A 19,927-nucleotide genomic window follows, 5' to 3' on the forward strand; every position below is an offset into this window, starting at 1 on the left:
CAATTTTTTCGCGACTTGCCGCTTCTGGCCGCTTGCCTTTATACGATAGTTATCAGATATGTTTGACGAAAGATGCCCTGCCGGCGTTTCGAAATCCGCAAAGGCTGCACGAATGACCAATTCCGTACGCGACCTGGCCCTGGCCTATCGAATCCTGGGCTCCTTCAAGATCGGGGTCGGCGTCCTCGCACATCTGACGATGCGCGGTGCCGGCGGCTCGACCTTCTGGACCTATCAGCTCGGACAGAGCGTGGAGGAGGTACGAACGGCGGACCTCGTCGAGGTCGATTTCGATCTGAAGCCCGTCTCCGGGCCGGGCCGGGTCAACCCGAGCCTCTCCATCCACGGGAAGATCTACGCGGCGCGGCCCGACGTGCGGGCGATCATCCATCATCATGGCGCCAACGGCGTCGCCTTGGGCGCGATCGGCGCGTCGGTCATCCCCTTCGACCAGCACGCCGCGCGCTGGCACGGGGAGATCGCGCTCGCCGAGGTCTATGAAAGCCCCCTTCTCCACGGCCAGAGCGCCTCGATAGCCGACGCGCTCGGCTCCATGAAGGCCCTGCTGCTCAAGCATCACGGCGTCCTCGTCACCGGTACCTGCCTGGAGGACGCGGTCGTCTCGACGATCGAGCTCGACAACGTATGCGGCGCGCAACTCAAAGCCATGGCCGCCGGCGAGGTGCAGACGATGCCTGCGGCCGAGCTGGCCGACGTCAAGCAGGTCATGGGATCCAACATCTATTACGAGGCCGCCTGGGCCTATTATCTGCGCCGCCTCCACCGCCTCGGGCTCGATCGAGGCGTCGACGATACGACGCCCGCAGGCTTCGAAGCGGTCGATGTCGATCTCGCGAGGGATTATAGCGCCAGTGTCAGGGGGAAATAGAATGAGCGAGCTTTGGCGGCTTTCGGCAAGCGAGATGGCCCGGCAGATGGCTGCGGGAGAAGTGACGTCGCGCGAGCTTGTCGAAGCCCACCTCGCCCGGATCGACGCGGTCAATCCGCGGGTCAACGCGGTGGTCCGCGTCCTGCGCGACGAGGCGCTGAAGGCCGCCGGTGACGCCGATCGCAAGCGGTGGGAAGGCGCGCGCCTCGGCTCGCTGCATGGCGTCCCCTTCACGATCAAGGACTGTATCGATGTCGCCGGCCTGCCGACGACCTGGGGCTCCGCTGTGCTGGCCGAAGCGATATCCCCGGTCGACGCGCCTGTGGTGGAGAAGATGCGCGCGGCTGGCGCCATTCCGATCGGGCGCACCAACCTTCCCGACTTCGCCATGCGGCCATCGACCGACAGTTCGCTCTATGGCCTGACGCGCAATCCCTGGGATCATGACCGGACGGCGGGTGGATCGAGCGGCGGCGACGCGGCGGCGCTGGCATCCGGCATGACACCGATCGGACTGGGATCGGACCTGGGCGGCTCGCTGCGCAATCCCGCCAATGCCTGCGGCATCGTCAGCGTCCGGCCGTCCGCCGGGCGCGTGCCCATCGCGCAGCAGGTTCCTGGTCCGGACCAGCACATCTCCAACCAGTTGATGAACGTCCAGGGCCCGATGGCGCGCACCGTCGCCGATGTCCGCCTCGTCCTCGAAGCGATCATCGGCGCCCATCCCAAGGACCCCTGGGCCATCGATGCACCCCTGGTCGGCAAGCCGATCCCGTCGCCGATCCGCGTGGCGGTCCTGACCACCCTGCCCGGCGCGCCGCTGGAAAGCGCCGTGGCGGACGCCGTGCGCGGCGCGGCCGACGCGCTGGCCAATGCCGGCTATGACGTCGTCGAGGCCTGTCCGCCGCGCTATGAGGAAGCGATAGAGACCTGGGGACAGATCATCGTCGGCGACCAGCGCTTCGGCGCCGAAGGGATGCTGCCGCTGCTCAGTCCCGATACGCTGCGCTATTTCAACTTCTACCTGGACGGCGTTCCGCCCTTCGCCAGTTCCTTCGAGATGTCGGAGGCTCTCATCCGCCGCCACGCCATCGCGATGGAATGGTCGGCATTCCAGGAAGACCATCCCATCATCCTGGGTCCGACCTGGACCCGCGTGACACCAGGTCATGGCTATGATCTGGAGGCAGGGAGCCTGGCGGGCCTGCTGGAGACCATCCGGCCGGTGACGCCCGCCAATCTGCTCGGCCTGCCGTCGGTCTGCGTGCCGAGCCGGCTCGATCCGGCGACCGGACTGCCGATCGGCGTGCTCGTCGGAGGCCGACGCTTCCGCGAGGACATCTGCCTCGATGCGGCCGCAATCGTCGAGGCCGCCGCCGGGGTCGCGACGCCGATCGATCCCCGTTTCTGACCCATTGCCGGGACGAGAAAGCCGCGGAGACCAACCATGTCTCCGCGGCTTCGTCTGTCCTGATCAGCGCGGCGCGACGACCATATTCTCGATCGCGCCGATCCCGTCGATCTCGCAGCGCACGACGTCGCCGGGCTTGAGGAAGATCGGCGGCTCCAGCGCAGCGCCGACGCCATGCGGCGTTCCGGTCGCGATCAGGTCGCCGGGCTCCAGCGTGAACGCGGTCGACAAATAGGCGATCTGGTCCCACAGGCTGGCCACCATCTCGCTGGTATTGCTGTCCTGCCGCTTCTCGCCGTTCACGAAGCAGCGCAGCCCCAGAGCATGCGGATCCGCGATTTCGTCCGCCGTGACGATCCAGGGACCGATCGGCCCATGGGTGTCGAACGACTTGCCCATGGTGAAGGTCTGCGAATGGAATTGCCAGTCGCGGGCGGACACGTCGTTCGCCACCATATAGCCGAACACATGGCCCGGCGCGTCGGCCTCCGACACCCGCTTGGCGGCCCGGCCGATGACGGCGGCCAACTCCACTTCATAATCCAGCTTCTCGGAGACGCCGGGGTCGATCGCATCGAACGGACCCGACAGGCAACTCGTCTGCTTGTTGAACCAGAGCTGATGCTGCGGGCTCGCGATTCCCAGCTTGTCGGCTTCGTCGCGATGCTTGGCATAGTTCATGCCGATCGCGAGATATTTGCCGGGCCGCTCGATGGGGGCCAGCAGTCGCACACCGTCGAGCGCGACCGACGCATCGTCACGCGCCACGATGCCGGCGATCGCGTCCAGCGTCTCGGCGCCGGCCGCGATGATCTCCATCATCGTCGTCCAGCCCAGGCGGGCCGCGGTCAGGTCGACGATCCCATCCGCCTTCACCACGCCGATGCGCGCGCCCGCCCCCGCATCATATCGAACCAGCTTCATATCCTCTCCTTCGCCTATCATATGCGGAACGGGGACCGCCCCCACCCCGGGGAACCTCATCCGTCCGCGTCGCGCCGATCCCTCTCCTCGCGCAGGCCGTTCCAATGCTCGACCCGCCGCTTGATCGTCGCCTCGAAACCACGCTCGTTCGGCGCATAGAAGCGGTGGCGGCCCAGCTCGTCCGGCCAGTAATTCTGCGCCGAAAAGGCGTTCGGCCAGTCATGCGAATATTCATAGTCCGTCTTGAAGCCGAGCGATCGGTGCAGCTCGGTCGGCGCGTTCAGGATGCGCCGTGGCGGCCGGACGCTCGGCGTCGCTTCCGCCAGCGCCATCGCCTGCTTCCAGGCGAGGTAGACGGCGTTGGACTTCGGCGCGGTGGCGACCGCCACGATCGCCTGGGCCAGCGCATATTTGGCCTCGGGCATGCCGACATGCTGAAAGGTATCGAGCGCTGCGGCAACGACACCCAATATCGTGGGATCGGCCATCGCGACCTCTTCCGAGGCCATTACCAGCAGCCGGCGCAGGATGAAGCGCGGATCCTCGCCCGCCTGGACCAGGCGGGCGCCATAATAGAGGGCCGCGTCCGGATCGCTGCCACGGATCGATTTCTGGAAGGCGCTGGCCAGCTCATAATGGCCGTCGCCCTGGCGATCATAGTTGGCGATGCGGCGCGACAGGATGCGCCGGAGATCCTCAGGCGCGAGGGGCTCCATGGCCGGCGCATCGAGCAGGTCCTCAACCATGTTGAGGAAGTAGCGCCCGTCGCCGCCGGCCTGTTCGAAAAGCGCGATCCTCGCCTCATCGGTCAGGTTGAGCTGGACACCGCAATGCTGCTCGGCACGATCGAGGAGCTGGGTCAGGCCGCCGGTATCGAGCGGATTGAGCGTGAGGACGCGAGCGCGCGACGTGATACCCTTTGGGAGCGTGAATGATGGCGCCTCGGTCGTCGCGAGGATGGCGGTGATCGTGCCATCCTCCATGACCGGGAGCAGCGTTTCGGTGATGTTTCGGGCCGCCCTGTGACTTTCGTCGAGAAAGAGCACGGTCCGTTTGCCCATGCGCAGATGCCGTTTCGCCTCTGCATAGGCCGCCTTCAGCCCGGCGACCGTAACATCGGTGGCCGAGAATGCCTCGAAACGCATGCCGACAAGATCGGCAAGCAGACGCGCCAGTGTCGTCTTGCCGATCCCCGGAGGCCCCCAGAAGATGATCGAGCTGAGCCGCCGGGCAGCCACCATGCGGGCAAGGGGCGCATCGGGGCCAGTCAGATGCTCCTGCCCGACGACATCCTCGATACGTGTCGGACGGAGCCGTTCCGCAAGCGGCCGGGCCTCGACGTCGCATGGCACGGAAGAGGCGTCGGGCCCGGCCTCGTTGAACAGATCCATCTCATACCCTCGTGCGGTTTCCCGCCCCCTATATCCGCCGATCGTCGGTGAGACAGCGGCCTTGAGACCCAGGCGCGCAGAGGCGCGCGGGATGGGAGCTCGGAATATGCCTCCCGGCCATTCTCGAACTCCAACCCGTCCCGCGCTAGCGCGTCGGCTCACCGAGCTTCAGCCTGAGCGAGGCCGTCTCCGATGGGAAACAGGCGAATCCGCGATCCGCATAGGCGACGAGCGGATCGTCGGCCGCGAGAAGCGGCAGGGTCCCGATCGTACCCACGAAAATGAACAGGCCCAGCAGGCACATATCCGCGAAATTGGGGCTCGTCCCACCGAGGAACGGCTGGTTCACGATCGTCTGCCGGACGGGCTCGAACGAGCGGCGGACATCCGGCAACAGCTCCTCGCGCTTCACCACGACCTCCTCGAGCGTCTGGCCAAAGAACGACTCCCTGGATCGCCGGTAATAGTCCCGATCATGGGGTGCCGCACCGTCATGGGCGTCGAGCGCGTAGATCGGCAGGATCCCCGTCACGATCAGTTGCAGGAGCCACTGGTCGAAGAAGCCGATCATCGCCCGCTCGGCCGGTCCCGAGAAGATCGCCGGCAGATCGGGATAAGCCTCGTCGAGCCAATCCGCGATGGCGATGCTCTCGTTCATCTGCCTGTCGCCGAAGTCGATGATGGGAACGGTTTGGAAGCGCCCGTCGAATTGCCGGGAAATGTCGGTCAGGCCGAGCATCTTCGATCGATACGGGATACCCTTGCGGGCAAGCGAGAATTTGGTCCGCCATACGAACGGACTGGCCGACGCGCCACCCGATACGGCAATCTCGTAGAGGGTAATGTTCGCCGCCATCATATCTTTCCCATCCTGCCCATGGACGTGCGCCGCGCCCGGGATCGCCGCAAAACCATCATGGATGCCCCATCGGCTGAGTACCCGTTGACCCGCCCCCGGGGCGGCGTTTCGTCCCGATCGACCGCTTGACGATCAAGAGAGCGCTATTTCGGACAGGATAGCCGCCGCTACGCCGGCGGGATCATCGCTGTGCGGGAAATGACCGGCATCTTCGATCGTCGCAAGCTTGGCATTGGGGTTGAGCGTAGCGAGTATTTCCTCGGTTTCAGGTGCGTCGCCTTTGTCGCCGACGATGAAGAGGCTCGGGATCCGAATGCTCCGAATTCGCCGCTGGTACGCGTCCGTATCTTCGCGCCCGGCCCACAGAACCTGCATCAGCTGATGCGGACCGACCTTGGCTCGATCGATACGCTGCCTGGTGGCGAGAGCGGGCGACCATTTGCGGTAACGGCCATTGCCGAATTTCTCGGCTTCATCGTCAAGGGTCGTTATGGTTTCGACCGTCAACCAATTCCGTTCCCACCACTCGCCGGTGCGGCTGATCGGAAGCTCGATCGACACGATGGCGCTCAGACGATCCGCATGTCGCTCGACCGCGTTTATGGTGATCGCCGCTCCGACCGAACTGCCGCCAAGAACCGGCTTTCCGTGCCCGAGGCCGCAGGCGATTTCAACCGCGAGATCGGCGAACTCGGTCAGGGACACAAAGCGCGACGGGCGACTGGAATCGCCGTGCCCGGGCATGTCCCACGACACGACCTGCCAGCGGTCTGCCAAGAGCGGCGCCAGCGCATCGAACTCGAAAGCCGAATTACCAACGCTGTGCATGAGGAAAAGAATCGGCCCGTCACCAATAGTACGGAGATGAACGCGGCCGAGGGAAGTCGATACGAACGAGTCTTTCATGGCGATACCTCTCTCATATTTATCGGCGAACATTGGATTTGAGCGGTTCACGCCCCGAAGAACGCAGTTACATGGCGCCTTCGATTTGGGCCTGGAGGGTGCGCGCGGTGATGGTTTTCGTGCGCGTCAGAAAATCTATCGCGTCCCGACCATGCAGCTTGCTTTCCGTGAAAGCGCTGCTTCTCCAACCTGCGAAGCCATGAAAATAGACGGGGGAAGGAATGGGAACGTTGATGCCGATCTGGCCGGCCTGTGCATCGTCCGTGAACTGGGTGGCCAGCGCCCCGTCATTCGTGAAGATCGCCGCCCCATTTCCGAACGTGCTGGCGGATATGACGTCGATGGCCTCTTGATAGGTCTCGACCCGCACGACGGACAGAACCGGTCCGAAAATTTCTTCGCTATGCACGGCCATGCCAGGCTTTACATGGTCGATGACTGTCGGCGCCACATACCAGCCCGCCTCCTCGACGATACGCTGACGTCCGTCGAGCGCCAATATCCCTCCCTCGCCCGCGGCAGCATCGATATAATCCACGATGCGTTGCCTGCTCTGCGCGCTTATGACGGGGCCCAATTCAGAAGATGCATCGGCGACATCGCCCATCGATATCGCCGATGCGCGGTCAATGATCGCCTTCACGAGGTCGTCCGCTATCGATCCCACGATAACGACCACGGAAACGGCCATGCAGCGTTGGCCGGCAGCGCCGAAGGCGGCGGATACCGCTGCATTCGCCGCGGTATCCAGGTCGGCGTCCGGCATGATGACCAAATGGTTCTTGCCCCCGCCAAAAGCCTGCACGCGCTTGTTGTGCGCAACGCCCTGGGTGCGAACATAACGGGCAACAGGGGTCGAACCGACGAATGTGATGGCCGCGACATCGGGGTGCTCGATGATGTGATCCACGATCGTGCGATCGCCTAGAACGACATTGAAGACACCGTCCGGCAATCCAGCTTTCGAGAATAGTTCGGCTATGTGGAGCAAGGCGGAAGGGTTTCGCTCACTCGGCTTGACAACGACCGTGTTCCCACACGCAATCGCCGTCATGGTTTGGAGCAGGGGAATCATAACCGGGAAATTGAACGGACTGATCGCCGCCACGATGCCTACCGGATAGCGCACCTCATAGGTGTTGATGTTGGCAGCGACGCTGCGGGTATAGGGTGTCGCCGAAAGTGTCGGGGTTGCGGTCGCGTGGCCGATGATTTCGGCTGCGCGGGCGATCTCCGCCGTGGCATCAGCCAACGTCTTGCCCGTCTGGCACAGAATCAGATCGATGATCTCCTGCCTGTTTTCGGCCAAGGCCTGACGAAGATCAAAGAGCAGATTGCTCCGCTGCTGCAACCCAAGCGCCGACCAAGCCGGAAGCGCCGCTTTTGCCGCGGCGACGGCGACATCGACTTCCTCCTTGAGACCCAACGGCACCAAATCGATTTGAGCCTCGGTGGCTGGGTTGAAGATTGGAACGACGGCCCCCGCCGACGGCAGGAACCGACCAGATACGAAGTGAGACAACTGGGTCATGAAAAGCTCTCTGCGGCTATGGATGTAAAACGGAGGCCCGATCGGCCCGGTCCATCGTTCGCTCCGGCATCCGCCCGTGCCGCCGCGGACGCCGTTTCAGATGCTCACGTCCAAACAGGAACGCGGCTCCGGAAACGACGCTCGCCGTCCCGCAGACCATCGCGAGGGCGATGCCCACGTCGGCCGGGCCGCCGATGCCCGCGGCGGTGATGCTGACAAGGCTTGGCGCCAAGCCGAAGCTGAACAAAATCAGCACGACGGACAGAACCGCCACGCAGAAGCCACGCAGTTCGTTGGGAAGGAGGACGGTGATCAGCGTGAGCGAGACGGAATTGATCATGCTGCCGACCAGAAGGAATGCGGTGAGGCAGATGCTTGCCGACAGCCCGCCTGGTGCGAGAGCGAACAGCCCCTGGGCTCCGCTCAAGGCGGCCAGCGAGGCAAGCAGCGTCATCGCGCGTGCCGCCCCACCCGAATTGAGGCAGCGGTCCGCAGCGAAGCCGCCGAGTATCGGGCCTAGCAGCCCCCCGATCACAAGGGCCATACCCATGACGCCGCTGGCGTAGCCGGCCCCCATGCCGAAGGAGCGGGACAAGGTGGGGACGACCCATACCAGCGTGGCTCCATCGGCGACGCCGATCGCGACCACGCCGCAGAACAACGGCGCGAAAACGCTTCGGAAATTCCAGAGCTCGACAGCGGATCCGGCAAGGGTCGGCCGCTGCTCCGCGATCTCCATGCGTTCCTGCTCACGAAGCAGCAAGGACAGCAAAAGCACGCCAAGCAGAGGACAGCTCATCACCAGCGCGCCCGATCGCCACATGTCGGGCGCGTGCAGGATCGCGACGAGCGCCCCTCCCGCGGCAAAGGCCGCCGCCATCCCGCCGACCTGGGAAACGCCGTAGATCATGCTCCCCCTCCCGCGCCGCGAACGCGGGAACAGGTCGGCCAGAAGCGACGGCGCCGTGATGGCCACCGCCGCGGTCGAGAAGCCGACCATGGCGCGTGAGGCGAAGAGCATGACGAGATCGGTGCTCAGCGCCGTGGAGATCGTACCGATGAGGTTCACCAGGCAAAACATGGTCAGGAGCCTGGCGCGATCGAACCGGTCGACGAGCAGTCCGACGGGAACGCCCCCGAGAACGGCCGGGATCGCCATCGCCGTCCCCTGCACCAGCGCGACCTGGTTGTCGTTGAGGCCCATCCCCGTCTGCAGGGACTCCTGCAAGGAGTTCAAGGCCATACGGCAGAAGAACGATGAACCGACTATGAGCGCGAGCAATGCCGCCGTCATTTTCCGGCCCTGAACAAAGCTGGTCATGCAGGAAGCCTCTGGTCAGCGGGCGATCCGCGGTCCCAAGCCGCGCTCATCGGAGTTTCGTGCAATCCGCAGCCCGGATGTCGCCGGCCCCATCATCGGCGCCTGTGCACTGCCGCGCTGGCGGCGGCGGACAGGCGCCGAGGTCCGGGAAGCGGATCACCGATATCGAAACGCCAGCGTTACTCCGTATGTCACCGGCTGCCCCATGTAGCGAACGACGGCATCCTGCACATAAGTGGCTGCCGAGTAGTAATAGGTGTTGGTGACATTGCGCCCCCAGATCGAGGCGCGCCATTTCCCGTCCTCGGCCTCGATGCCGGCGCGCAGGTCGAGCCGCGCATAGGCCTTGGTCTTGAACAGGGCCAGTTCGCCAAACTGGCTGTACGTCTCGCTCTGATAGCTGACATTGCCGCCGAGGAAGGCGTTGAGCCGCTCGCTCACCGGCCACTTATATTCGCTGTCGCCGGTGAACTGCCATTTCGGCGTGTTGGGGAAGGCTTGCCCCTTGAAGTCGCCAGGCGTGCCGAACGGATCGACGTTCACGAAGGAGCTGGTCACCTTCGAACTGATATAAGTGCCCGCCGCCGAGACCTTGAGCCCCGTCACCGGAGCCGCGGTGATCTCCAGCTCCGCGCCGTTGACGCGCGACTTGGGGATGTTCAGCAGCCGCAGGACGTTGCCGACGCCCGGCAGCACGACGCTGCCCAGCACCTGCTTGTTCTTGTAGTCATAATGGAAGAGGGCACCGTTGAGTTGCAGGGCGCGGTTGAACAGGCCGGCCTTGAAGCCGGCCTCATAGGCCAGCACCGATTCCTGCGTGACCGGATTGAACGAGAGATAGCTGTTCGCCGGGACGATCGGGAAGCTGCCGGCCTTATAGCCCTTGCTGACATTGGCGTAGACCAGGACGCGCGGGGCCAGGGTCCACTGGACACCGGCGCGCCAGGAGAAATTGTCCTGCTTCAGGGTCGACCGGACCACGCCCGCCGTCCCGGCCTCGGTGACCGTGAAACACTGGCCCGGCAGGACGGGGGAACCGTTGAGGACGCTGAAGATCGTGGCCGCGACACCGTCGCCGCTGTCGCCCGCGCAGCCGGTGAACTTGGTACGGAAATCGGTGTAGCGCCCGCCGGCATAGACGTTGATCGCATCGGTCAGGTCGTAGTCGAAATTGGCGAAGACCGCCTTGGTGACCGAATCCTGGTTCGTATCGGTGGTGAAGGTCACCGGCAGCGGCGTCCCGAACAGGCCGGAGAACAGGTTCGAGACCGAGGAGACCGGGCTGAAGGTCGGATTGACCTCGCTGGTGTCGTCGTCGGCGTAATTGGCGCCGATCGTGAAATGCCCGCGATCCGCGATCGATCCGGAGAGGCGGAGTTCCTGGGAAATCGAGCGAAGCCTGCCGATGGTCTGGAAATAGCTGTTGTTCACCGTGGTGCCGTCGAGGTCGGCGAGCTGATTTTCACGGTAGCGGCTGTAGGAGGTCAGCGAGGTAAGCGTCAGTGCGTCGGCGACATCATAGTCGACGCGAAAGTTCGCCTGGATGAAGTCGTTGTCCCGGCGATAGCTCTTGTCCGTATCGAAGTCGGCGGCGCGCGCATTGTGGGGCGCGACGGGATAGCCGGTCAGTTCCGGCACCGGCGCCGGCGTGGTCGGCCGGTAGGCGATGAACTGCTGCGCCTGGGTATCCGAATGGTCGATCCAGCGGTTCAGCGTGAAGCTGGTCTTCAACCTGTCGCTGGGCGCCCAGTCGAGCGTCAGGCGACCGTTCCAGAAATCCTGGACGCCCAGCTTGCGGTCGGTGGTGTAGCTCTTCTGCCAGGCGTCCATGCCGTCATGCTGGACCGCCAGGCGCGCGCTGAGCGTGGAACTGATCGGTCCGCTCACGAAGCCACCGATCTGGTGCGAATTGAAGCGGCCATAGCTGAAGTCCGCGCCGGCCTGCAGGTCGTTGGTCGGCTTCGCCGCGACGAAGTTGATCGCGCCGCCGGTGGAATTGGTGCCGAACAGGGTGCCCTGCGGCCCTTTCAGGATTTCGACCCGCTCGAGGTCGAGGGCGGCGCCGCGCGCTTCGCTGCTGAACGGCAGGGGCGCCTGATCGGCATAGACCGTCACCGTGGGACGACCCGCCAGCGCGATGTCGCTGAAACCGATGCCGCGCACCGTATAGACCGGCGTGCCGACGCCCGAGTCCGCATAGGTGAGGCCGGGAGTGATCTTCACCAGGTCGCGGACCTGCACGACGCCGACGCTGCGAAGCTGCTCGCCGGTGGCGGCGGTGATCGACATCGGGACCTTGTTGATGTTCTCCTCGCGCTTCTGCGCGGTCACCACGATCTCGTTAAGACCAGAGTCCGCCGGGGCGGTCGTCTGGGCCAGTGCCGGCTGAACGGAGAGCAACGTCGCGACGCTGAGCATGGACGAGCCAACCAGATAACGTTTGGACTTCATTCTTATATCCCCCTTCTCGACGCGCTCCACGGCACGGTTGTCATGTCCGCCCCAGCCCGGATGTCCGGCTGCGACCGCGCGTTTCGGAAGAACGCTTCAGCCGATGAAACGAGGTGCGCGGTCGGAAAGTTATCATATATGTTTTGATCGTCAAGTTGTCATATATCTCTTGTCTAAGAAACGCTCTTCGGCGCATATTCGCTGCGGGCATGGAGCGCCGTCATGCGGTTTCGCGCATCGACTCGGCCCCGGCATTAACGCGCGGAGAATGATATGAAGCTGGTATGCGTTAGCGAGTTCGGGCCGCCCGAAGCGCTGCGAATCGTCGACGCTCCGGAACCCGTGCCCGCCGCCGGCCAAGCACTGGTCGCGATCGAGACGATCGGGCTGGGCTATATGGATACGGCCGCGCGCCGGGGCGAAAGTTATCTGGCATCATCGCCGGGCTTTGTTCCGGGATATGAGGTGGCCGGAACCGTCGCGGCCATCGGCAACGGCGTCGATGCATCATGGCTCGGCCGGCGGGTCTTCGCGATCCTGCGGCAGGGCGGCGGCTGCGCCGAGCGCCTGACGGTGCCGGCGAACGAACTCATCCCGCTGCCCGACGACATATCCTGCGAGAACGCGGTCGCCGCCGGGCTGAACGCGCTGGTCGCGCAGGTCGGGGTCGCCCGATTGCCGATCACCGACACCGACCAGGTTCTGGTGCGCGGCGCCGGCGGCGGAATCGGCCTGATGTGCGTCCAATATGCGGCGCTGCGCGGCGGCACGGTGGTCGCGACCAGCTCGTCGAGGGAGCGCGGCGAACGGCTCCTCGCGCTCGGCGCCTCGTCGATCTGGAACCGGCTCGACAGCGATCTGGACGGTCCCGCCGCGTTCGACATCATGATCGACACGATCATCGGGCCGGATCTTCCTGCCTTCTTCGACCGGCTCGGCGACAACGCCCATTATCTCTTCTGTGGCGGCGTCGGCGGCTTACCCCCCGCCGACTTCGGCATGAAGCTGATCGAGCATTTCCACAAATCGCCGACCGTCCACGCCTTCAGCCTCAACTCTGCCACGCTCGACGAGGTCGCACGCGAAGCGGCCATCCTGTTCGAGCATATCGCGGCCGGGCGGATATCATCGGTCGTCGACAGCGTCATGCCCATGGCCGACATCGTCGCGGCCCATCGCAAGCTGGACGCCGGCCAGGCCTTCGGCAAGATCATCCTCCGGCCGGATGGCGGGGCATGACATCGCCCTCAACGACCATCGATCAACCCTTCCCACAGGAACCCGCACAATGACAGACGTCAGATTGCCGTTCGGCCTCGATGATCGGGTCGCCATCGTCACCGGCGCCGGGCGCGGCATCGGCCGGGAGATCGCCCGCGTCTTCGCGCGCGCCGGTGCCCATGTCGTCGTCGCCACCCGCACCGCCGGACCGGGCGAGGAGACGGTCCGGCTGATCGAGGCGGAGGGCGGCAGCGCCCGGCTGATGATCGTGGATCTCGGGCAGCGCGCCGACGCCGTCTCGCTGATCGAGGAGACCGCCCGCCAGTTCGGCCGCATCGACATCGTTGTGCACAATGCCGGGGTGTTCCCCTTCGTCACCGTCGACGACATTTCCGACGAGGATCTGGAAAATACCCTCAACGTCAACCTGAAGGCCGCCTTCTGGCTGACCAAGGCGGCCGCGCCGATCCTGCGCGCCTCGCCCTCCCCGCGCCTGCTGTTCACCTCATCGCTCAGCGGCCCGCGCTTCTCCGCCGCGGCCATGGTCCATTACGGCGCGTCCAAGGCCGGCCTCAACGGCTTCATCAAGGGCGCGGCGATCGAATATGGGCCCGATCGCATCACCGTGAACGGCGTCGAGCCCGGTGCCATCCTGACCGACGCGACCAGGGCGATGGGCGGCCCCGAGCGGCAGGCTGCCGTGGCCGCCGCCATTCCCGCCCGCCGGCTCGGCGAGCCCGAGGACATCGCCTACGCCATGCTCTTCCTGGCGTCGGATCAGGCCAGCTATATCACCGGGCAGACCATCGTCGTCGACGGCGGCATTTCGATCCGGGTGCCCGTCTGATGGACAAGGACAGCAAGGCCGGGACGGAGACGGTCTGGTTCGACGACTTCGCCACCGGCTTCCACATCGGCGCCGATGGGCGCGCAGCGCAATGGAAGCCGCTCGAAGCAGGGGCGTTCCGTCCCGCCGATGCGATCATCACCACCGGCGACGACGGCCTCACCGTCATTCCGAAGGGCATCCATCCGCAGTCCGGCGAACCGGCCTTCACCCAGACCCGCGCACCGGCCCCACCGGATGCCGAGATCCCCGGCGTGCTCGATCATGTCAAATGGTTCGCGTCGGTCGATCGGCAATCCTCCGGCGGCCTACCCGGCTTCGACACCCCGTCCGGCAAGACGATCCATGTCGAGACGCTGATGAGCGGCCGCACCTATGGGACCGAAGGCCATCCGTTCGGCGACGCGGTCGGCGATCCGCTCAACGACATCCGGCTCGCCGCGCCCGCCATGTTCAACCTCGATCAGGAATCCAACATCGTCTTCGGCTTTTTCCTGACGAACCGCGGCATCTTCGCCGCCTATGAACGCGCGCCCTTCGCCCGCGCGAGCTTCGGTCATTATACCGCCTTCTCCTTCGGCCTGCAGGTCGGCGCGCGCGCGCCCGACGACTGGCACCGGCTCGCCATTTCCTATGATCGCGCCTCCAACACCGCGCGCTGGTTCGTCGACGGGAAGCTCGCCCTCGAAATCGACCGGGTCGGGCGCCGGCTCGATCGCCGCCACATGATCATCGACGTCGGCGGCGAGGAGCAGGAGGTCCGGCTCAACCAGCTCCAATGCGGCTTCGGCCTGTACACGCTGCTGGATGGATCGCTCGACGGCGGCCCCGGCCTCGTCGACCTCTACGGCTATCCGATGTTCTTCGACACCGCGCGCGGCGAACCGCACCGGCAAGACTATGTCGATCGGGATAGCCGGCCGACCAGCCGGCTGTTCGGCCAGGGCGCCGAGCTGAAAAGCCGCTGGCATTCGGTCTCCTATCGCTAGGCCCACCGCTTACGCGGCACGGATGCGGAATCCCGCCGCACCCGAAGCAACATATATGATATCTTTCAGGAAGGGATGTCCGGCATGACGGCCCGAAAATTTCGATCCGAGATCATCCGCGAAGGCGTGGTCCGAACGACCACGCGCAGCTTCCTCTACGCCCTGGGCGAGGACGACGAGGATCTGCGGCAGCCCCATGTCGCCGTCATCCACACCGGCGGCGAGATGAGCCCGTGCAACACCACGCTGCGCGATCAGGCGCTCCACGCCAAGACAGGCATCTATGCGGGTGGCGGCACGGCGCATGAATGCCCGGTGGTGTCGGTGTCGGACGGGCTGTCGGTGGCGCATTCGGGGATGCGCTTCTCGCTGATCTCGCGCGAGTTGATCGCCGACAGCGTGGAGGCGACCGTCCGGGGCCATCAATGGGATGGCGTCCTCGCGGTCGGCGGCTGCGACAAGAACATGCCCGGCCTGATGATGGGCATCGTGCGCTGCAACGTCCCCTCGGTCTTCCTCTATGGTGGGGCAGCCCTGCCCGGCCATCTCGGCGGCCGCGACGTCAACATCGTCGACACCTATGAGATGATCGGCCGGGTCCTGGCGGGAGAGGCGACGCAAGAGGAACTGGAGGACATGGCTCGCGCCTGTCTTCCGACGGCGGGAGCCTGTGCTGGCCAATATACCGCCAACACCATGGGCATGGTGTCGGAAGCGCTCGGCCTGGCGCTGCTGGGCTCCTCGATGATCCCGGCGGTCTATGCCGCCCGGGCGCCGATGGCGCGCAAGGCGGGCAAGGTGCTGATGCGAGCGGTGCTCGGCGGCGGGCCGCTGCCGCGCGACATCGTCACCCGCAAGGCGCTGGAAAATGCCTGCGCCGTGGTCGCCGCCACCGGCGGTTCGACCAACGCGCCGCTGCACCTTCCCGCGATCGCCAACGAAGCGGGGATCGATTTCGACCTCGACGATGTCGCCGCAGTGCTCGCCCGCACGCCGCTGATCGCCGACCTCAAGCCCGGCGGCCGCTTCCTGGCCAAGGACGTGTTCGAGATCGGCGGCACCCCGGTGATCCTGAAGGCCCTGCTCGACGGCGGCCATCTCCATGGCGACTGCATGACGGTCACCGGGCGGACGCTCGCCGAAGACCTCGCCAAGGTCTGCCCGCCGGACGGGGCGGTGGTCCGCGACTGCGGCATACCGATCGCGCCGTCCGGCGGCGTGACCGTGCTCAAGGGCAATCTGGCCCCGGACGGCGCACTGCTGAAGACCGCCGGCCTGAAGAAGCTCGAGCATCGCGGCCCCGCCCGCGTCTTCGAGTCCGAGGAGCAATGCCTCTCCGCCGTGCGGGCGATGGCCTATGCGGCCGGCGACGTCATCGTGATCCGCAACGAAGGGCCGCGCGGCGGCCCCGGTATGCGCGAGATGCTGGGCATCACCGCGCTGCTCTACGGCCAGGGCATGGGGGAGAAAGTCGCCCTGATCACGGACGGCCGCTTCTCGGGCGCGACCCGGGGCATGTGCATCGGCTATATCTCGCCCGAAGCGGCCAGTGATGGACCGATCGGCCTGGTCCGCGACGGTGATCTCATCGCCATCGACGCGCGCGACGGCATCGTCAGTTTGCAGGTCGAACTGCCAAAAGGTGAGTTGGAGGCGCGTCGCGCCCTGCCCCGCCCCGCCCATGTTCGTCCGAAAGGAGGGGTCCTCGAAAAATATGCGGCGATCGTTGGACCGGCCAACAAGGGCGCCGTAACCCATAGCGGCAACGTCATATGGGAGATGGATCCGTGAAGACCCGGCGGCATCAGATCGTGAAAGGCTCCGACGCATGACCGATGCCAGAGTCGTGCTGGTGACGGGCGGCGCCTCCGGGATCGGCGCGGCGACCGTGCGCCATTTCATCGCGCAGGGCTGGAGCGTCGTCGTCAACTATTTCATGGAACGCGAGGCGGAAGCAGCCGAAGCGCTGGTCGAGGAGGCGGTCTCCGCCGGCCTGCGGGGCCTGGCGGTGCGCGGCGACGTCGGCCGCGACGAGGATTGTCGGCGCATGGCCGAGGCGGCCATGGCCCGCTTCGGCCGGATCGACGGACTGGTCAGCAGCGCCGGCGCGTCCCGGATGGTGCCGCAGCACGATCTCGACGCCCTCACCCTCGACGATTTCCTCCACAGCACGACCGTCAACACCGCCGGTCCGTTCCAGATCGCCCGCGCCTGCGCCCCTGCACTGCGCGCCGCCAGGGGGGCCGTGGTGATCGTTTCTTCCTATGGCGGAATCACCGGAACGGGATCGTCGATCGCCTATGCCGCGTCCAAGGGCGCGACCAACACGCTGACCCTTTCGCTCGCGCGCGTGCTGGCGCCCGAGATCCGGGTCAACGCCGTCTGCCCCGCGCTCGTCGCCGACGGCTTCGTCCAGCGGCTCGATCCCGACCTGTTCGAACGGCGCGCGGCGACCCAGCGCGACCGGTCTCCGCTGAAGAGGATCGGCCATGCCGCCGACGTCGCCGCCGACATCCACTGGCTGGTCGCCGGAGCGTCGCTGATGACCGGCGCGGTGCTGATGCTCGACGCCGGGCTCCATCTCAACATGGACGGCTGATAGTGGCGCCATATACTCCAAAAGATATCATATATGTTGACCTGAACTGACGCCTCCAGCTAGAAGAGCGGTACAGCCTGGCCAGGCCGGGCGAAGCCGTCACGTTCGCCTTCGCAAAAGGCTGCCGCGACGCCGGAGGACTTGTTCGACATGGCTGCTACGCAATTCTGGCACACGATGCTGCGGATCTCAGATCCGGAGAAGACGCTTCGATTCTTCGAGCTCCTCGGTCTCAAACAGGTCGACCGGCATGACAATGAGGAAGCTCGCTTCACACTCTATTTCCTGGCCGTGCCCGGCAATGAGGAGGCCGCCCAGATCGAGCTGACCCACAATTGGGACGAGGGCGATTACGGCAAGGGTCGCAATTTCGGCCATCTGTGCTTCTATGTCGACAACATATATGATACCTGTCACTATCTGTCCGACGCCGGCGTGATCATCAACCGGCCGCCGCGCGATGGCGTCATGGCTTTCGTCAAGACGCCCGACGACATATCGATCGAGCTCGTCCAGGCCGAGAAGAAGGCGCTGCCGCCGCAGGAACCCTGGTTGTCGATGCCCAATGTGGGCAGCTGGTAGGTGCTGGAGGTCGTCGGCGTCGCCGTCCTCGCGGACAATTATGTCTGGCTGATGCACGATGCGGCGAGCGGCGAGACCGTCGTCGTCGATCCGACGGTCGACGCGCCCGTCCTCTCGGCGGCGGCCATGCGCGGATGGCGTATCACGCAGATATGGAACACCCACTGGCATGACGATCATGTCGCGGGGAATATTGGAATCAAGGCCGCGACAGGCTGCCGGATCACCGCCCCGGACGATCCTGAGCACCCCATCCCCGCCGTCGATCGCATCGTCGGCGAGGGCGACCGGGTGCGCATCGGCGGCTTCGAAGGCCATGTCCTGTCGACGCCGGGACACACGGCCGTCCATCTGACCTATCATCTGCCGGACGCGTCGATCCTCTTCACCGGCGACACGCTGTTCGCGCTCGGCTGCGGGCGCCTGTTCGAAGGGACCGCTGATCAGATGTTCGCGAACCTGCGCCGGCTGGCGGCCCTGCCGCCGGAGACGGCGGTCTATTGCGCGCACGAATATACCCAGGCGAACGCGCGCTTCGCCATCACGGTCGAGCCCGACAATGCGAAGCTCGCCGAGCGCATGCTGGCGATCGACGCGGCGCGGGCGGCGGGGCGGCCGACCGTGCCCACCAGCATTGCCGCCGAGCGCGACACCAACCCCTTCCTGCGCGCCGCGACCGTGGCCGAGTTCGCGTCGCGCCGGGCCGCCAAGGATGATTTCCGCGGCTGATCTCGCCAATCGCAGACCGCAACGGGAGACCGCGATGATCGATGTCCACTACTGGCCGACCAACAACGGCATCAAGGTCACGATCCTGCTCGAGGAGCTCGGCATCCCCTACCGGATCGTGCCCGTGAACCTGGGGCGGGGCGATCAGTTCGCCGATGATTTCCTCGCGATCAGTCCCAACAACCGGATGCCCGCGATCGTCGATACCGAGCCCTGCGGCGGCGGCCCGGCGCTCAGCGTCTTCGAATCCGCGGCGATCCTCTTCTATCTCGCCGAAAAGGAAGGCCGCTTCTGGCCGCAGGACGATGTCCACGCCCGCTACGAGATCGTCCAGTGGGTGGTCTGGCAGGCGGCGAACCAGGGGCCGAAGTTCGGCGAGCGCGGCCATTTCGCGCAGGTCCCGGAGAGCGCGGGCGACCAGAGCTATGCCCGACGGCGCTTCGACGATGAGGTGCATCGGCTTTACGGGGTCTTGAACAACCGGCTCTACGACCGCCGCTATGTCGCCGGCGACACCTATACGATCGCCGACATCGCCGCCTATCCCTACACCATGTCCTGGCGCCAGCAGGGTATCGACCTCGACGAGTTCCGCTATGTCCGACGCTGGTTCGAGGAGATTTCGGCCCGCCCTGGCGTACAGCGGGGCCTTGCCGTGACGGCGGGCCCGCCCGAGGACCCGGCCAGCCTGTCGGCCGAGGAACTGGAACGCCGGCGCGGGATATTGTTCAACCAGCGGGCCCGGCCCGCCCCCTGATCCTCATCGCCTCGTCCTGACGGAGCCATTGCGCGCCCTCGCCGCCTGAAACAAGCAAAGCCTGATAGAAAGGGAAATTGATGGCATTCGAACGAGAAATCGCAGCCTTCTTCGCGAGCTATGTGGACGCCTTCGCGAAGAACGATGCCGATGCGATCGCCGAACTGTGGGAACCGATCGGTCTGTTCCCGTCGCCGAACGGCAATTTCGCGATGGAGCGGGAGGCCTTCCGCAGCCACTGCGTGACCCTGCTCGATTTCTATCGCCAGCAGGGCGTCGTGACCCCGGTGGGCGACCTCCTGTCCGCCACCCTGCTCTACCCGCAGGTCGCCGAGGCCCGCATGGCCTATCGCATGCTGGGCGAAGGTGGCGAGACGGTCGCCGCATGGGACCATATCTATATCCTGCGCCGCTCCGACGACCGCTGGCGGGTAACGCTCACCATCTCCGACGGCGAGATCGCGGCCTGGACCGAACGGGGCGCGCTCGAATGAGGGTGCACGCCCTCGACCACCCAGCT

At 65.4% G+C, this 19,927-nt stretch carries 18 protein-coding genes; 11 read left to right on the forward strand and 7 right to left on the reverse strand.

Annotation, left to right across the window (positions count from 1 at the left end):
- The first annotated feature begins 112 nt into the window (after positions 1-112).
- Both HRJ34_RS10890 and HRJ34_RS10895 read left to right on the forward strand, forming a co-directional pair.
- On the forward strand, positions 113-889 hold the full coding sequence (locus HRJ34_RS10890) for a class II aldolase/adducin family protein (protein ID WP_016746834.1): 777 nt from the start codon (positions 113-115) through the stop codon (positions 887-889).
- A gap of 1 nt (position 890) precedes the next feature.
- Positions 891-2,300: an amidase gene (locus HRJ34_RS10895; RefSeq protein ID WP_208634090.1), complete on the forward strand. Its 1,410-nt coding sequence runs from the start codon at positions 891-893 to the stop codon at positions 2,298-2,300.
- Between the two features lie 63 nt (positions 2,301-2,363).
- Here the strand turns inward: HRJ34_RS10895 and HRJ34_RS10900 are convergent, their stop codons facing one another.
- The 7 genes from HRJ34_RS10900 to HRJ34_RS10930 all read right to left on the reverse strand — a co-directional run bounded on the left by HRJ34_RS10900 (position 2,364) and on the right by HRJ34_RS10930 (position 11,683).
- Complete coding sequence (locus HRJ34_RS10900; protein WP_016746832.1) at positions 2,364-3,224, reverse strand: fumarylacetoacetate hydrolase family protein; 861 nt, start codon at positions 3,222-3,224, stop codon at positions 2,364-2,366.
- Positions 3,225-3,280: 56 nt separating this feature from the next.
- The gene (locus HRJ34_RS10905) at positions 3,281-4,615 is read right to left on the reverse strand and encodes a replication-associated recombination protein A (RefSeq protein WP_208634091.1); all 1,335 of its coding nucleotides are present in this window, start codon (positions 4,613-4,615) and stop codon (positions 3,281-3,283) included.
- Positions 4,616-4,760: 145 nt separating this feature from the next.
- The gene (locus HRJ34_RS10910) at positions 4,761-5,471 is read right to left on the reverse strand and encodes a glutathione S-transferase family protein (RefSeq protein ID WP_226949152.1); all 711 of its coding nucleotides are present in this window, start codon (positions 5,469-5,471) and stop codon (positions 4,761-4,763) included.
- Positions 5,472-5,606: 135 nt separating this feature from the next.
- Entirely contained in the window at positions 5,607-6,413 is an 807-nt protein-coding gene (locus tag HRJ34_RS10915; RefSeq protein WP_226949153.1) for an alpha/beta fold hydrolase, read from the reverse strand.
- A 34-nt stretch (positions 6,414-6,447) separates the two neighbouring features.
- Positions 6,448-7,911, reverse strand: coding sequence for a CoA-acylating methylmalonate-semialdehyde dehydrogenase (mmsA, locus tag HRJ34_RS10920; protein ID WP_208634093.1), 1,464 nt, complete (start codon positions 7,909-7,911; stop codon positions 6,448-6,450).
- A 16-nt stretch (positions 7,912-7,927) separates the two neighbouring features.
- Complete coding sequence (locus HRJ34_RS10925) at positions 7,928-9,232, reverse strand: MFS transporter (protein WP_208634094.1); 1,305 nt, start codon at positions 9,230-9,232, stop codon at positions 7,928-7,930.
- A 156-nt stretch (positions 9,233-9,388) separates the two neighbouring features.
- Entirely contained in the window at positions 9,389-11,683 is a 2,295-nt protein-coding gene (locus HRJ34_RS10930) for a TonB-dependent receptor (protein ID WP_208634095.1), read from the reverse strand.
- A 273-nt stretch (positions 11,684-11,956) separates the two neighbouring features.
- Between HRJ34_RS10930 and HRJ34_RS10935 the strand changes: the two genes are divergently transcribed.
- The 9 genes from HRJ34_RS10935 (at position 11,957) to HRJ34_RS10975 (ending at position 19,901) form a co-directional block, all read left to right on the forward strand.
- A complete protein-coding gene (locus HRJ34_RS10935) occupies positions 11,957-12,922 on the forward strand; it encodes a zinc-dependent alcohol dehydrogenase family protein (protein ID WP_208634096.1) in 966 nt (321 codons plus the stop codon).
- 49 nt (positions 12,923-12,971) lie between these two features.
- Positions 12,972-13,751, forward strand: a complete 780-nt coding sequence (locus HRJ34_RS10940) for an SDR family NAD(P)-dependent oxidoreductase (RefSeq protein ID WP_208634097.1) — start codon at positions 12,972-12,974, stop codon at positions 13,749-13,751.
- Positions 13,751-14,740, forward strand: coding sequence for a DUF6081 family protein (locus HRJ34_RS10945; protein ID WP_208634098.1), 990 nt, complete (start codon positions 13,751-13,753; stop codon positions 14,738-14,740). The genes HRJ34_RS10940 and HRJ34_RS10945 overlap by 1 nt, the downstream gene beginning before the upstream one ends.
- A gap of 75 nt (positions 14,741-14,815) precedes the next feature.
- On the forward strand, positions 14,816-16,531 hold the full coding sequence (gene ilvD / locus HRJ34_RS10950; RefSeq protein ID WP_208634099.1) for a dihydroxy-acid dehydratase: 1,716 nt from the start codon (positions 14,816-14,818) through the stop codon (positions 16,529-16,531).
- Between the two features lie 37 nt (positions 16,532-16,568).
- The gene (locus HRJ34_RS10955; RefSeq protein ID WP_208634100.1) at positions 16,569-17,339 is read left to right on the forward strand and encodes an SDR family NAD(P)-dependent oxidoreductase; all 771 of its coding nucleotides are present in this window, start codon (positions 16,569-16,571) and stop codon (positions 17,337-17,339) included.
- A 150-nt stretch (positions 17,340-17,489) separates the two neighbouring features.
- Positions 17,490-17,921, forward strand: a complete 432-nt coding sequence (locus HRJ34_RS10960) for a VOC family protein (RefSeq protein WP_208634101.1) — start codon at positions 17,490-17,492, stop codon at positions 17,919-17,921.
- Positions 17,922-18,650, forward strand: a complete 729-nt coding sequence (gloB, locus tag HRJ34_RS10965) for a hydroxyacylglutathione hydrolase (RefSeq protein WP_011952504.1) — start codon at positions 17,922-17,924, stop codon at positions 18,648-18,650.
- Positions 18,651-18,684: 34 nt separating this feature from the next.
- A complete protein-coding gene (locus tag HRJ34_RS10970) occupies positions 18,685-19,407 on the forward strand; it encodes a glutathione binding-like protein (protein WP_208634102.1) in 723 nt (240 codons plus the stop codon).
- An 80-nt stretch (positions 19,408-19,487) separates the two neighbouring features.
- Positions 19,488-19,901, forward strand: coding sequence for an SgcJ/EcaC family oxidoreductase (locus HRJ34_RS10975; RefSeq protein ID WP_011952506.1), 414 nt, complete (start codon positions 19,488-19,490; stop codon positions 19,899-19,901).
- Positions 19,902-19,927: the final 26 nt, after the last annotated feature.

Source organism: Rhizorhabdus wittichii (genome assembly GCF_017607425.1).
Lineage (GTDB): Bacteria > Pseudomonadota > Alphaproteobacteria > Sphingomonadales > Sphingomonadaceae > Rhizorhabdus > Rhizorhabdus wittichii.